We start from the raw sequence: 14,599 nt of genomic DNA, 5'->3' as shown, positions 1-14,599 counted from the left end.
ATCAAATGTCGGTCGCTTCGGCAGACGGCGATTCCGTGACGGCAGCAAGCCAAGCGCCGATGGCGCAGTTCTTCATTCCGGCCACCGCGTCGCTGCAGGAGCGACGGCCGCGCACCTTGAAGCACGGCGATACCTTCGCCGTCTTCGACTACAATGGCGATGTGGTTTCCGGACCAGGCAGTCCGGAGGGCTTGTTTCATCGGGATACACGTTATCTCTCCCATCTTCATCTGACGATCAATGGCAAACGGCCGATGCTTCTGTCGTCGAGGCTACGCGACGACAACGCGACGTTGACCTGTGACCTCACCAACCCCGACATATTCGATCACAAGGGCAAGCTCTCGCTCGCGCATGACCTTGTCCACCTGCGCAGGACCCGCTTCCTCTGGAATGCCGGCTGCTTCGAACGGCTGAGTATTCGTAATTACGACGACCGGCGTCAGCACATTCGCATCGAGATCGCGTTTGGGGCCGATTTTGCCGATCTCTTCGAAGTGCGCGGAACCGTAAGAGCAAAGAAGGGCCGCCCCACTCCCATCGTTAAAGAAAGGGACGGGGTCCTTCTGTCCTATATCGGTCTGGACGAACGTCAGCGATCGACCCACATTACCTTCGATCCGAGGCCGGACGAAGTTCGCGATGATCTCGTTGCCTATGATCTCCATCTTGAGCCGCACGAAGCCCGGTCGTTCTTTATCGAGATCGGCTGCGATCAGGCCGCGGCCGGGCGGCCGGGCCACCGTTCGTTTTTTCTTGCCTTGCGGGACGCTCGCCGCGCCTTGCGTGCCTCGTCAGCGCGTGCGGCATCGATCGCGACGTCCAACGAGATCTTCAACGAGTTGGCCCGCCGCAGTGTCTCCGACCTTTATATGCTGATGACCGACACGCCGGAAGGTCCGTACCCTTATGCCGGCATCCCGTGGTTCAGCACGGTCTTCGGCCGCGATGCACTGATCACCGCGCTGGAAACGCTCTGGCTCGATCCGCAGATCGCTCGCGGCGTGCTTGGACACCTGGCTGCCAACCAGGCGACGGAGATCAACGCCGCTTCTGATGCCGAACCTGGCAAAATCCTGCACGAAGTGCGCTACGGCGAAATGGCGGAACTCGGTGAGGTTCCCTTCCGGCGCTATTACGGCAGCATCGATTCGACGCCCCTGTTTGTAATGCTGGCAGGCGAATACCTGAAGCGCACGGGGGACCTTGCCACTCTCGAAACCGTGCTACCAAATATCGAGGCGGCACTGACCTGGATCGACGAGCATGGTGACCGCGACGGCGACGGTTTCGTCGAATATGGTCGGCAGACCGAAGACGGGCTGATCAACCAGGCCTGGAAGGACAGCCACGACTCCGTGTTTCATTCCGACGGGACACTCGCCAAAGGCCCAATCGCGATCGCGGAGGTGCAGGCCTATGTCTATGGCGCCTGGCAGGCCGCGGCGGAGATCTTTCGACGGCTCGGGCGGCCGGAACGGGCGGCAAAATTCCAGGCAAGGGCGGAAGACCTGCGCCGCGCCTTCGACGTAAGTTTCTTCGACGAGGAACTGGGCACCTACGTACTGGCGCTCGACGGGGACAAGCGCGCCTGCCGGGTCCGCTCCTCGAATTCCGGCCATGCATTGTTTACCGGCATCGCCTATCACGAACGGGCGAAGGTTATTGCCCACACCTTGATGGGCGCTTCGTCTTTCTGCGGCTGGGGCATCCGCACAATCCCGTCGACCGAGGCGCGGTACAATCCGATGAGCTATCATAACGGCTCCATCTGGCCGCATGACAATGCCTTGATTGCCAGCGGCCTCGCTCGTTATGGCTACCGCGCCCAAGCCGCTCGGATTTTCGAGGGCTTGTTTGCCGCGTCGACCTATATTGATCTGCGGCGGCTCCCCGAACTCTTTTGCGGGATGTCGCGTCAGCGCGCGCAGGGGCCGACCTTCTATCCGGTCGCATGCTCGCCGCAGGCATGGGCGGCGGCAGCGCCTCTCCTGTTGCTGCAGTCTTGTCTGGGTCTCGATTTCGAACCGGACGGCCAGCTCATCAGCCTCAACGAACCAAGGCTACCCGCTTTCCTCAATGAGGTCATCTTGCGGCGCCTGCAGACCGGTACTGGATCGGTCGACGTCGCCATTCGCCGTTCAGGTCAACAGGTTGTGGTGGATGTCATCGATCGCCGCGGCGATGTTCGCGTGCTCACGACTGCATAGGGGTCATCCGCAACGATACGAGATGGCGCGGGACCACCCTTAGCCTATTCGGGCTCTTCCTCATCGGCATCCAACAGTTCAATCAGGGCGGCGACTTTGCCAGCCGGCAGAGGTCGCCCCTCGCCAGTCATGGCCTCGTCGTTGTTGGCCCCCGCAAGAGCCTCGGCGAGTTCAGCCTGGGTCGCAACTGTCGCGATGATTGCCACCAGCGTTTCATCGGCAGGCCTAAGGACGGTGATGGCGTCGTCTAAGGTCATTGTCGTAGCTACTTTCTCCTTCCCCTAACTCGGTCCAGATTTTGTGGCGCCTCCGAGAATTTCAATTTTTCCAGCGAGAAATTCCCCTCCCCTTGAAATTCTAAGACACTGAATTATATAAATATTAGTCGATTGCCCAACGGGGATTGACACCAGTCCAGGAGACGCCGGTCTCTCTTGGCGTCTCCTTGTATCCATGTTGCTTATAAGGAGGATATGGCTATGAGGACAAACCTCGATTTCTCACCCTTGTTCCGGTCGAGCATCGGTTTCGACCGAATGTTGAACGCGCTCGAGGCTGCAAGCCGCGCCGAGACGATCGACACTTGGCCGCCTTACGATATCGTCAAGACTAGCGAGAATGATTACCGCATTGTCATGGCAGTGGCGGGCATCTCACAGGACGAACTGGTGATGACGCAAGAGCAGAACATGCTCATCGTCTCGGGACAGAAGGCGGGCGGCGATGACCTCCAATATCTGCACCGCGGCATCGCCAGCGGTTCGTTCCAGCGTCGCTTCGAATTAGCCGACCATGTCAGGGTCGTGAGTGCAGGTCTCGTCAACGGTCTGCTGACCATCGATCTCAAGCGCGACATCCCTGAAGAGATGAAGCCGCGCCAGATCGAGATCCGAACAGGCCAGGGAATGCCGAAGACCGAGACCAAGCAGATCGAGGCCAAGAAGCAGGCGGCTTAAGCGTTCCGCTAGCAGGGAGCAAACACGGCGCCGGACATGGTCCGACGCCGGCAAGAACGTCTTGCCAACCGAACCAACAGAAAGGAGAAGAACGATGAGTGTTCGTGATCTAATTCCCTGGGGTCGCAACAATGGCCACCAGGTTCCAAGTCTCTTGCGCAACGACGACCGTGATCCTTTCCTGTCGCTTCATCGCGAGGTGAACCGTCTTTTCGATGACGTCTTCCGCGGCTTTGGATCCGGCCTCCCGTCCTTCGGACACAGCGCCACGTTCGGAGGTAGCTGGCCGAGTGTCGAGATCTGCGATACCGAAAAGGAAATTAAGGTGGTGGCCGACGTGCCTGGCCTTGAAGAGAAGGACATCGAGGTCCTGCTCAATGATGGCGTGCTGACGCTGAAGGGCGAAAAGCGCTCCGAGAGCGAAGGCAGGGATCGGCAGTTCTCCGAGCGCTACTACGGCCGCTTCGAACGCCGCATTCCGCTCGGTGTCGAGGTCAAGGAAGACCAAGTCGACGCCACCTTCAGAAACGGCGTGCTGACTGTCATCTTGCCAAAGACCGACAAGGCCCAGTCGCAGGTCAAGCGCATCGCCATCAAGAGCTAATCGAGAATGAGCGCGCGGCGGTGGCCTGGTGGCCTCCGCCACGCATTCGTCGCCAACATGGCCGACACACCACAGCACCGAGTACCGATTTCTGGGTCTCTCAAATCGGCGCAGCGAGCGTTGATTCCCGAGAATGCGGTCTCCGAACGAGGCGGGAACTTGGGCGGCACGCCATAGCGGAGCCGGGGGCGGAGCGCTCGGAATCAGGCTGCCTTAGCGTGGCACTGGAGAAAAGGGGAACTGCAACTTTTCCATGGTGGTATTTCGACGGGAGGACCTGTTGATTCGTACGAACCGCTGTTCCATCTTCGGCGAGGCGGGAGAATCGTGGAGATGGCACCAGATCCTACTCAAGCAATCCTATGTCAAGACGCCCAAGGGTATGTCATAAAAGTGCTCCGTATCCCCGACCAAAAAGGCGATCGGTACTTTTACATCGATAGCCATCAAACCTCTCGGCTGCTCATCCTGCAGACCGATGGCAGCTTCCTGGAAGTTATAAACTCGAGACGGTTCTGGCCGATTTCAAGGGTGTCCTCCAACGTTGTTTTCCCTCGCAAGGGCTGACCTAGTCACATGGGTCGGAGGCGAGATGGTGATGAATATCGGGTACGGCCGGTCGCGATTTCCATCGATGTCGAAACTTATCTCGACCAGATGGCGACGCCGTTTGCCAGGAACGCACAGATCTCGCTTAGCTTTCGTTATATTCATCGCCGTCCCCGGCAAGTCGTGCAAGCATTGGGCGCCCGCAAAGCCGCCGCCTCCGCAGAGGCGGCGGATATCGTTCTTTTGGTCGACCACCTCGACCGCTTGCTCGCAGGCATTGACATAGCAAACGCTCGCCAGGTGTCGCGCTGGAAAGCGGGATCGCCCTCGCCTTACTTGGCGTTCGGGTCCCTGATCTTCGGGAAGGTCGCGAATTCAACGTTGTAGAGTTCGCCGTTCACTTCCTTGACTTCGCGCATGTAGATGTCCTGGACGATATCGCGGGTGGCCGGATCGATGGTGATCGGGCCACGCGGGCTCGTCCAAGTGGCGCCCTTCATGGCTTCGATGAGCTTGGTGCCGTCGGTATCGCCATTGGTCTTCTTCAGCGCCATATAGGCGAGCGTCATGGCGTCATAGCCGCCGACCGACATGAAGTTCGGGCGCATGTTGTTGGCAGCCTTCTTCACCTGAGCGACGAAAGCCTTGTTTTCCGGGCTGTCGTGCAGGGCCGAGTAGAAATGGCCGGTGATAACGCCCTTGGCGACCGGGCCCATGCCGTTCAGCAGGTCGTCGTCGGTGACGTCGCCAGTGGCAATCAGCTTGATGCCGGCGTCGGCCAGGCCGCGGTCGACATACTGCTTCATAAACTGCGCCCCGATGCCGGCCGGCACGAAGGCGAAGACCGCGTCAGGCTTGGCGTCACGGACGCGCTGCAGGAAGGGGGCGAAATCCGGGTTCGCCAGCGGAACGCGGATCGCCTCGACGATCGTGCCGCCATCCTTCTTGAACTGATTGGTGAAACCCTGCTCGATATCGATCCCCGGACCGTAGTCGGAGACCAGCGTCACGACCTTTTTCAGGTTGTTCTGCACCGCCCAGGTGGCCACCGGAACGGCGGACTGCGGGCCGCCCATCGAGGTACGGACGTAATACTGCGACTGCGGCATGATTGCCGAGGTCGTGGCCGAGGTAATGATCGCCGGGATCTTCGCCTGGTTGAGAACTGGCGCGACCGACATGGCGAGCGGCGTCAGGCCGAAACCCATCAGCATCTTGGCGCCGTCATTGACGACAAGTTCCTGGGCAATGCGGCGGGTCTGGTCGGCGACACCGCCGTCGTCGCGCAGCACGACTTCGATCTTCTTGCCGGCAACAGTATCGCCGTTCAGCGCGATATAGGCCTTGACACCCGCCTCGACCTGACGGCCGGTCGACGCGAACGGGCCGGTCATCGGCAGGATAAGGCCGATCTTGACCGTTTCCTGCGCGGACGCCGGAATGGCAACGAGGCCGCCCATGGCGAGACCGGCCGCAGCCATCAATGTTCTTCTGGTAATCATTCTCTTTCCTCCTCTAAGACAAACTGTTCTCAAAGCTCCTGGTGACAGACCGCGTCCTCCTTGCGGCGTCCGGCCCATCACGCCCTGTCGGGATATATCGGGGACATCGCGATCAACAGTCAACGGGCGCGGCAGTTTGGCGTCCGACTATTTTCCCGCCTTCGTTAACCGCTGAACGTGGCCAGACGTTTCCCGAGAGCTCGGCCTGGATTTCGCAAATCCGTGTATACAGGCCCGCCTCTTGCGTCGCGTTTTGTCAAAAACCACTCCCGGATACCGCTAACTTCGGCCCAGGTATCGAAACCGCAAGAAAAACCGGGATAGAAAAGGCCTGCCCTGCGCAGTCAGGAAAACCGCCGGCCTGTTGCTCCCCCTCAACGCCGTTATACAAGCAATAAATCTGTATACATTGCCTGTCAATATTAGCCTTTGGGCCGAAAGCGTTATTTACCCGAACGCGAGCCGCTCGGCCTGGTTATCGTCTCTGCTCTTCGATCAGGCGTTCCAGGGCCTTCACCGCCAGCGGATAACCTGTAGCTCCAAGGCCGGCCATCACCGTTGTCGCCGTCATGGAGACATAGGAGTTGTGATAGATCGGTTCACGGCGATGGATGTTGCTGATGTGAAACTCGATGATCGGCCCCTTGAACATCTTCAACGCATCAAGAAGCGCCAGTGACGTGAAGGTGAAGGCGGCAGGGTTGATGATGATCCCGGCACCCTCGTCGATCGCCTCATGCACCCAGTCGATCAGCTTTTCCTCGCTGTTGGTCTGGCGGAACTCGACCGGGCGTTCGCCCGCCGCCTCACGGCACCACGCCTCCACTTCCGCAAGCGTCGTGGTGCCGTAGATATCCGGCTCGCGCTTGCCGAGCCGATTGAGGTTCGGGCCGTTGAGAATATAGATCGGTTTCATCGGTTCACCCCTGATAACCCATTAGGCGCGGAAGCCACAGGACGACGTCCGGCACGAAAGTGATGATGACCAGGCTGACCACCATCCAGAAAATGAAGGGCGCCGCGTCCTTGATGATGTCCTTCACCGGCACGCCGGAAATGTTCGTCATGATGAAGAGCAGCAGCCCGTAAGGCGGCGTGACGAGACCGAGCATGATGTTGACGACCACCACGACCCCGAAATGCACCATGTCGATGCCGAGCGCCTGGGCGGTCGGAATGAAGACCGGCACGATGATCAGGAGGATCGCCGTGCCTTCCAGCGCGCAGCCAAGCAGAAGCAGCAGGACGTTGACGAGGATGAGAAAACCGGTCGGCGTCAGGTCCCAGCCGGTCAACAGCACCCGGAGAGTGTCCGGGATATTTTCGATCGTCACGACATAGTTGAAGACCAGGGAACCGGCGATCAACATGCCGATCGACGCCGTCGACTTGGCGCTGAGCAACAGCGAATCGTAGAACGCTCCGAAGCTGATGCTCCGGTAGATGACAAGCGAGATGACCAGCGCATAGGCGGCGGCGAGCGCGGCGGCTTCGGTCGGGGTCGTAATCCCCGAATAGATGCAGCCGAGCAGCACGACCGGCATCATCAAAGCCGGGAAGGCCCGCCAGGTGATGCGGGGAATATCCCGCAGCGGCACCGGATCTTCGACGGGGAAATTCTTGCGCCGCGCGGTGATCGCCACCTGCATCATCTGCAGGCCGGCCATCAGCAGGCCAGGCACCATACCTGCGAGGAAGAGGTAGCCGATCGAGGCATCCGACACGAGCGCATAGATGACCATCGGGATCGAGGGCGGGATGATCGGGCCGATGACGGACGTGACGGCCGTCAACGCCGCGGCATAGCTTGGCGTATAGCGCCCGTCCCGCGTCATCATGTTCTGCATCATCCGGCCGCTGCCGGCGGCATCGGCGATCGCCGAGCCGGACATGCCGGCAAAGATGATGCTCTGCACCACGTTGACCTGCGCCAGTCCGCCACGGAAGCGGCCGACCAGCACGTTGCAGAACGCCAGCAGCCGTTCGGTCATCGAACCGATATTCATGAATTCCGCGGCCAGCACGAAGAGCGGCACCGAAAGGATGAGGTAGTTCGAATACATGCCGTTCAGGAACTGCTCGGCCACCGTGCCCATGTCCGCCCCGGCGAGGAGCAGGTAGAGGATCGAGCCGCACATCATGGAAAGGCCGATCGGCAGGCCGAGGAAGGCGAGCGCCGTGATGATGACGAGCGCGATCGAAAACGGGCTTGTGAGGTTCATACGCCCGAGCCCGCCTTGGTGGGATCAAAGGCTTCAGGCGCCCTGCCGCGAACCGCGAGCACGCCGAGCCAGATATAACGCACGATCATCGCGACCGCGAAGACGATGTAGATGGAATAGAGGTAGTCGAAGCGGATCTTCAAATAGGCGGTACTTTCCACCTTCATGAAGGTCACGTAGTCGATCACCGCCGGCAGGGAGATGCCGAACAGGACGACGAGCGCGATGGCGCAGATGGTCTGCATCACTCGCCGCCCCTTGTCGCCGGCGCCGGCCCAGAAGAAGTCGAAGCGGATCTCTTCCACTTCCCGCACCACGAAGGCGGCGCCGAACAGCACGATCCAGATCCACAGCACGACGCTGATCTCGTTGGTCCAGCCGACCGACAGGTTCAGGAGGTAGCGGAAGACGATCTGCAGGACGAAGGCAACAAACATCCCGAGCAGCATCAGCGCCAGGAGATTTTCGGCCCGGCGCCGCAGCCAGCCGCCGGCAGCGATGAGTTTCGAATTCATTTACCCCCTCCCCCGGAGGTTCGGCCACCAGGCCGGGCGTTTGATCGCTCCGGCCCGCCGACGCATTTGTGAGGCGCCCGCCTATAGGAGGGCTGTTTCAGATTGCCGCGACCTTTTCGAGGACACCCTTCGGCCAGGATTTGGCAAGATCGGAGGCCAGGTATTTCTCCTGGGCGAATTTGCGGAAGGCGGCGATGTCCGGCTCGTAGATATTGAGGCCGGCCTTCTTGAATTCGTCGACCAGCGTCTTCTCCTGCGCAAGGTGCTGGTCCTCGCTCCACTTCATCGCCTTGTCAGCGGCTGCCTGGAAGGACTTCTGCTGGTCGGCACTCATGCCCTTCCAGACCTTGCTGGAAATGGTGAGAAGATCGTAGCCGATGAGGTGCGAGGTCATGACGATCTGCGACATGACTTCGTAGAACTTCATGTTCTTGACGTTCGGCAGCGGATTGTCCTGGCCGTCGATCGCGCCGGTCTGCAGACCGGTATAGACTTCAGCATAGGCCATCGGCGTCGGGTTGGCCCCGAGCGCGGCGCCAAGGAACTGCCATGCATCGCCACCCGGCATGCGCAGCTTGATGCCCGCCATGTCCGCGGGCGCAGTGATCTTCTTGTTCGGCTTCAAACCGATCTGCCGGGCGCCGAAATAGGTTGGGCCGAGAATATGAACGCCGAGTTTTTCGTCGGCCATCTTCTTGAATTCCGCGCCGGCCTCGCTCTGGAAGAACTTGGTCACATGCTGCGCGTCGCGGAACAGATAGGCCGAGGTGAGCACCGACCATTCCGGGATCTGGTTGGAAATATCCTGCGGAGCGATATTGCCCATCTGCAGATTGCCGCGCTGGATGGCGACGAGCTCGGTTCCTTGCTTGAAGAGGTTGCCGCCGTAATAAGGCTCCAGCTTGTAAGAGCCGGCGATCGCCTCGGCGAACATCTTGGTCATCTGGGCGCGAATATCCTGTTCGGAAAATACCGCGGAAAACTTCAGGACCGGCTTGTCCTGTGCCAGCACCGGCACGGACAGGGCGGCGGTTGCCAATGTAGCACCGAGAAAATGTCGGCGGGTCAGATCGAATGTCATGGGCAGGTTCCTCCTCCTCACGGCGCGCCGCTTACCTGCGACGAAGCCTCCCTTGTGCAGGCCATTCCTCCCGAGAACGTCGCACCTTTGTATTGTACGAAATAGTTCGTATAAGTCAATTCAGTCTTTGCCTGACTTCTCTGTCTTTCCGGCTGCGATCGGGAAACATCATATTATCGGAATTCTAGCCTGTATTTTCTTTTTCATCAGTTATATACGATCAGATCAAAGGGGGGAACATGCTGAAATCAGAAAAAGAGGCAGCCGAGACGATCGGCGAGACCGTGTTTCGGCGGATACGCCAGGATATCATTTCCGGCGCCCTGCCCCCTGGTTCCAAAATCAGGCTCGAGCAGACCAAGGAGCGTTATTCCGTCAGCGTCTCGACGCTCCGGGAAATATTGAGCCGGCTCACCACAGAGAACCTCGTTATCGCCGAAGGGCAGCGTGGGTTCGAGGTGAGCCCGGCGTCCCGACAGGAACTCCTGGAACTGGCGGATCTTCGAATCCTGCTTGAAAGCCATGCGATCGGCCTCTCCTTCGCAACGGGAGATCTCGACTGGGAGGCGCGGATCGTCGCGGCGCATCACAAGCTTTCGGCAATCGAACGTCAGCTTCTCGAAGGCGACGCCTCACGCACCGTCGACTGGGTCCGTTACGATTGGGAGTTTCATCAGGCTCTCGTCTCGGCCTGCAATTCAGAGACGCTGATGGCGACGCTCTCGTCCGTCTTCGACCGCTTCCTGCGTTACCATCTGCTGGCCGAAAGTTTTCGCGGCAAACCGGTGGTGGACGACCACCGGCGGCTTTTCGAGCTTGCCATGAAACGGGATGTCGGCGGCGCTCGGGATATATTGACGCGACATGTCCGCAACGGCACCGAACATGTCCTGACAAGCGGCCGTATCCGCTGATGGCAGCAGGTCTTGCCGACGGCCCGGAATGCCTTTCGGTCTCGGTCCGGCAGGCGGCCCTGTCGGATCAGGTGGCAAACGTGTTGGAGAGGCGGTCCAGATCTTCCGAGATCGCAGCCGCGGCCGACTGCAGGATCGGAACGTAGCGTTCGCACGCTTCCCGTTCCGAGCCGAAGGCCGACGTGAAATAGGTCAGCCCTATGCTCGCCAGGACCCGCCCGCCCTGGCCGATGATGGGAACGCCGATGGTGTTGGAGTTCTTTGGCTCCACGAGAGACGATCGGGTGGCGTAGCCGTCTCGATGGACCTTGCCGACAACCCGCTTCAGTTCGGCCGGATGGTGACTGAGCGCGTTCTCGGGATCATCCGACCTCTTCAGCACGTCGATGATCAGGTCGAATTCATCCTTGTCGAGGAAGGCAAGGTAGGCCAGGCCCAGTCCGCGCGTAAGCAGACAGAGACGCTTGTTGACCGTACTGTGAAACGGCGAAATAAAGCTGTCCGGCACCGTGCTGAACCGCACCACCATCCCGTCGTAGTCCGGCAAGGCGATCGCTATCGGCCATTTGTGCTTGCGGGTCATCGCAATTGCCCAGGCGCGGCCGGCTTCCACGACCAGCGGTCCCTTGTGAAAGCCGGAACTCAGGGACGTCACCAGCCCGCTGACCTGATAGCCTCCCTGCCGTGTATCATTTTCCACATATCCCGCTTCCTCGAGCGTCCGCAGGATGCGAACGAGAGTAGGTTTCGGGAGCTTGGTCCGGGCATGCAGTTGGGCAATTGTATTGATTGGGTGAAGGTTCAGCTCTTGCAGAACATTCATCGCGCGTTCGATTGCTCGAATGCCCATGGATCCTCCTCCCGTAGAATCTAGACGGCTGTTTCGACTAGCGAAATGCCGGGGATGATAAGTTGTCGCAATCTGGAGTCAAGCTTTAGGGAGGTTCAGGACGCAAGCAGGAGATTGCCATGGCCTCGGCAGACGATGTGAACCGCAATAGACAGGAAGTCAGAAGGCTTATCGCCGGTGTCGACGATGAATTGGCCAGCACTTTGCTGCGCGGCGCGGTTGATCTTCACGTCCACTCCGGTCCTTCGACCATGCCCCGGCAGCTCGACCACATGGAGGCCGCCGAAGAGGCGGCGGCGGCGGGCATGCGCGGGCTTCTGTTCAAGGACCATCATTATTCGGTCGCGCCGGTGATCCCGATGATGGAGCGGCTGTTCGGAGACCGCGGCCTGTCGATGTTCAGCGGCCTGGTGCTCAACAACTCGACGGGCGGATTGAACCCGTTCGTGGTCGACGCCCAGCTGAAAATGGGCGCAAAGCTGATCTGGATGCCAACAGCACAGGCGGCCAATCACATACGGAGCGCGCATCGCAAGACGCGGCTTGCTTCAAATGTCCAGCTGAGACATTCGCCGGCGCTGACGCCTCTCGATGCTTATGGGAACATTTTGGACGAGGTGAAGCAGATCCTCGACATGATCGCGGAATTCGATGCCATTCTGTCCTCCGGGCATCTGCATGTCTGGGAAATCTGGAAGCTCTTCGATGAAGCGCGTGCCCGCGGGGTCAAACGTCTGCTCGTCAATCATCCGATGTACGGGCTCCACTTCACGCCGGACGACGTTCGCGAACTGGCTCAACTGGGCGCCCTCATCGAACAGTCCGCCGGACTGTACGTCGATTCCCGCTTCAACACCTATACGCCGGAGGAATTCAAGGAACACATCCTGGCTGCAGGGGTCGAACATTCCTCAATCGGCTCGGATCTCGGGCAGATCGACAACCCTACGCCGGTGGAAGGCATGCGGCAGGCGATCAAGCTCTGCCTGGCATTGGGTTTCAGCGAGGCGGACGTGCGGACCATGGTTGCAGACAATCCGGCCAGGCTGGTCGGATTGCCAACGTGACCCATCCGTTCCGCTGACCCAGCCAATGCGAGTCATCGAGATCGAACGTCCGGGCGGGCCTGAAGTTCTTCGGATCGTTGAACGCCCGCGCCCGCGGCCGGCGCCCGGGGAAGTACTGATCCGCGTCGTCGCAGCCGGGGTCAATCGGCCGGATGTCCAGCAGCGGCGCGGTCTCTATCCGCCGCCGCCAGGCGCATCCGAAATTCCAGGTCTCGACGTTGCCGGGGTCATCGACGACGTCGGGGAAGGCGTTGAGGAGCTTCGGGCAGGAGACCTGGTCTGCGCGCTTGTCAACGGCGGCGGTTATGCGGAGTTCTGCCTTGCGCCGGCCGTGCAATGCATGCCGATCCCGAAGGGTCTGAGCTTTATCGAGGCTGCTTCGCTTCCGGAAGTCTTCTTCACGGCCTGGAACAACCTGATCTGGCTGGCGCGTCTGGAATATGGGGAGACCCTGCTGATCCAGGGCGGCACCAGCGGGGTCGGAATGGCCGGCATCCAGATCGCCACACGGCTTCGAGCCGCAACCGTCTTTGCGACCGCCGGCACCGCCGAGAAACGAGCGGTCTGCAGGATCGTTGGCGCGCAAGACGCGGTCGACTATCGCGATGCCTGGGATGAACAGATCCGCGACCTGACCGGCGGCGAAGGGGTCGACGTCATCCTGGACGGGCAAGCCGGAGATGAGACGCAGCGCCAGCTGGACCTCCTGAAGGACGACGGCCGGCTTGTCTTCATCGCCAGCCATCAAGGCAGCATGGCGCAGGTGAATATTCGTACGCTGGTACGCCGACGGCTGACCATCACCGGATCAACGCTTAGACCAAGGCCGCCCTCCTACAAGGGACGGCTTGCGAAAGACCTGGTCGACCATGCTTGGCCACTGCTTGAGGACGGCCGCATTGTTACCCGCATCCATCAGGTCGTCCCCTTTGGGCATGTGCGGGAGGCTCATCGCATCCTGGACGAAAACCTCCAGATCGGCAAAGTTGTCCTTGTCGTCGATCCGGCGCTTGCCCACACCGTTCCGTAGCCGCCGATGGCACCTGAGATCCGCAGGCAACTGCGAGCCGACAGGTCGTCACACCTCGGGCATCGGATAATCGTCTGCGTTGAGGACCCAGCCCGGCTTTTGCGAAAAATCCATCCGCGGCGGTGCGAAAATGTCCACCAGTTGATTTACGCCGGCGGACTCAGCGGTTGTCGTGTGGATCGCGGGCGGCGGGATCACGCAGATCGACGGCGATTCGCAGTAGAGGTGTTCGTCCTCCCGCCAGATGTTCATGTTCGTCGTCCAGGGCCAGCGCAGATGGTGGGTAAAGGAACCGCTTAACGCAAGCGAGCATTGCTCGAAATCGTCGTGATGGTGCGGGGACACCTTGTCCCGCTCGCGAGGACCGACCCGCGGCGACAGATAGTTGATCATGAACGTCGTAGAGCGGTAGATGCGCCCGAACCGGGACGGATCGTCCGGAACCTCCAGCGTATACCACTTCAACGTCAGACCGCCGGGCGGCTGCGGCCAGGCTTCGAAGGAGGGGACATTGGGATGCTCGCCGCGGAAGGCATCCGCGTTCGAAGCGACGCCAGCCAGATCCTCCGACTTCGGTGTGAAAAGGCGAACGATACTGCCGCGCGTCGATACCCGGATGGAGCTGTCGCCCGGCGGCACGAAGGCGATGGAATAACCCGGAACGACGGTGGTTCCCTCTGCAGTCGTGATTTCGACCGAAGTCTCCCTGTCGGGAATGATCAAGGCATATTCATCGGGCTGCGACCGGCGGGAGAAGATGCCGCCCTCTTTCGCGTTGCTGTATGCGACGACAAAGTTCTGTCCGCGGCTGATCCATGTGTCGCCATTGGCGTCGGCGATCTGGGGCGCGGTTTCGTAGAACAGGGCAAGCTGCGAGCCGAAATAGCTGCTGTGCACCTTGGTGCCGCCCGGTTTCGCAGCGTTGGACAGATTGGATCGTGGGTCGCTCTGGACGTACATTGGCATCTCCGCTTTTTTTGCCAGAATTGCTGGCGGTAGTCGAAATCGTCTGGCCCCCCGCCAGGGAACCGGATGGCGTTGAGGCAGGGCTGCGGCTCGCGTTCCCGGGAAGCTGGGCGAGCGACATGCACCGCCGCAG

The 14,599-nt window shown here is 60.3% G+C and carries 14 protein-coding genes; 6 read left to right on the top strand and 8 right to left on the bottom strand.

Features of this window, described 5'->3' with window-relative positions:
* The first annotated feature begins 5 nt into the window (after positions 1-5).
* Complete coding sequence (locus GQ59_RS05490; protein ID WP_037078570.1) at positions 6-2,210, top strand: amylo-alpha-1,6-glucosidase; 2,205 nt, start codon at positions 6-8, stop codon at positions 2,208-2,210.
* A gap of 44 nt (positions 2,211-2,254) precedes the next feature.
* Here the strand turns inward: GQ59_RS05490 and GQ59_RS05485 are convergent, their stop codons facing one another.
* Positions 2,255-2,467: a hypothetical protein gene (locus GQ59_RS05485; RefSeq protein ID WP_037078568.1), complete on the bottom strand. Its 213-nt coding sequence runs from the start codon at positions 2,465-2,467 to the stop codon at positions 2,255-2,257.
* Between the two features lie 222 nt (positions 2,468-2,689).
* Here GQ59_RS05485 and GQ59_RS05480 point away from each other — a divergent pair, with 222 nt between their 5' ends.
* Both GQ59_RS05480 and GQ59_RS05475 read left to right on the top strand, forming a co-directional pair.
* The gene (locus GQ59_RS05480) at positions 2,690-3,166 is read left to right on the top strand and encodes an Hsp20 family protein (RefSeq protein WP_037078566.1); all 477 of its coding nucleotides are present in this window, start codon (positions 2,690-2,692) and stop codon (positions 3,164-3,166) included.
* 94 nt (positions 3,167-3,260) lie between these two features.
* The gene (locus GQ59_RS05475; protein WP_037078564.1) at positions 3,261-3,770 is read left to right on the top strand and encodes an Hsp20/alpha crystallin family protein; all 510 of its coding nucleotides are present in this window, start codon (positions 3,261-3,263) and stop codon (positions 3,768-3,770) included.
* Between the two features lie 881 nt (positions 3,771-4,651).
* On the opposite strand, the gene GQ59_RS05470 is transcribed toward GQ59_RS05475, so the two are convergent.
* From GQ59_RS05470 to dctP, 5 genes are all read right to left on the bottom strand, one after another.
* Positions 4,652-5,821, bottom strand: a complete 1,170-nt coding sequence (locus GQ59_RS05470) for an ABC transporter substrate-binding protein (RefSeq protein WP_037078561.1) — start codon at positions 5,819-5,821, stop codon at positions 4,652-4,654.
* Positions 5,822-6,296: 475 nt separating this feature from the next.
* Complete coding sequence (locus GQ59_RS05465; RefSeq protein WP_037078558.1) at positions 6,297-6,737, bottom strand: type II 3-dehydroquinate dehydratase; 441 nt, start codon at positions 6,735-6,737, stop codon at positions 6,297-6,299.
* 4 nt (positions 6,738-6,741) lie between these two features.
* Positions 6,742-8,043, bottom strand: a complete 1,302-nt coding sequence (locus tag GQ59_RS05460; protein ID WP_037078556.1) for a TRAP transporter large permease — start codon at positions 8,041-8,043, stop codon at positions 6,742-6,744.
* The gene (locus tag GQ59_RS05455; protein ID WP_037078554.1) at positions 8,040-8,558 is read right to left on the bottom strand and encodes a TRAP transporter small permease; all 519 of its coding nucleotides are present in this window, start codon (positions 8,556-8,558) and stop codon (positions 8,040-8,042) included. Before GQ59_RS05455 ends, GQ59_RS05460 begins: the two co-directional genes overlap by 4 nt.
* 97 nt (positions 8,559-8,655) lie before the next feature.
* Positions 8,656-9,639 (bottom strand): TRAP transporter substrate-binding protein DctP, encoded by a 984-nt coding sequence (gene dctP / locus GQ59_RS05450; RefSeq protein ID WP_037078551.1) that lies wholly within the window; start codon positions 9,637-9,639, stop codon positions 8,656-8,658.
* Between the two features lie 239 nt (positions 9,640-9,878).
* Between dctP and GQ59_RS05445 the strand changes: the two genes are divergently transcribed.
* A complete protein-coding gene (locus GQ59_RS05445; protein ID WP_037078548.1) occupies positions 9,879-10,553 on the top strand; it encodes a GntR family transcriptional regulator in 675 nt (224 codons plus the stop codon).
* 67 nt (positions 10,554-10,620) lie between these two features.
* Here the strand turns inward: GQ59_RS05445 and GQ59_RS05440 are convergent, their stop codons facing one another.
* The gene (locus GQ59_RS05440; protein WP_037078546.1) at positions 10,621-11,403 is read right to left on the bottom strand and encodes a helix-turn-helix domain-containing protein; all 783 of its coding nucleotides are present in this window, start codon (positions 11,401-11,403) and stop codon (positions 10,621-10,623) included.
* Positions 11,404-11,522: 119 nt separating this feature from the next.
* On the opposite strand from GQ59_RS05440, the gene GQ59_RS05435 reads away from it, so the two are divergent.
* Positions 11,523-12,470, top strand: a complete 948-nt coding sequence (locus tag GQ59_RS05435) for a DUF6282 family protein (RefSeq protein ID WP_051903807.1) — start codon at positions 11,523-11,525, stop codon at positions 12,468-12,470.
* Between the two features lie 25 nt (positions 12,471-12,495).
* Positions 12,496-13,500 carry an NAD(P)H-quinone oxidoreductase gene (locus GQ59_RS05430; protein WP_037078544.1) on the top strand — a complete coding sequence of 335 codons (1,005 nt, stop codon included), beginning with the start codon at positions 12,496-12,498 and terminating at the stop codon, positions 13,498-13,500.
* A gap of 48 nt (positions 13,501-13,548) precedes the next feature.
* Here the strand turns inward: GQ59_RS05430 and GQ59_RS05425 are convergent, their stop codons facing one another.
* Positions 13,549-14,460 carry a cupin domain-containing protein gene (locus tag GQ59_RS05425; RefSeq protein ID WP_037078543.1) on the bottom strand — a complete coding sequence of 304 codons (912 nt, stop codon included), beginning with the start codon at positions 14,458-14,460 and terminating at the stop codon, positions 13,549-13,551.
* Positions 14,461-14,599: the final 139 nt, after the last annotated feature.

This window comes from Neorhizobium vignae, from assembly GCF_000732195.1.
Classification (GTDB): domain Bacteria; phylum Pseudomonadota; class Alphaproteobacteria; order Rhizobiales; family Rhizobiaceae; genus Neorhizobium; species Neorhizobium vignae.
Note: the sequence above shows the minus strand (reverse complement) of the source record. Positions and strands in the feature narration are given on the sequence as shown.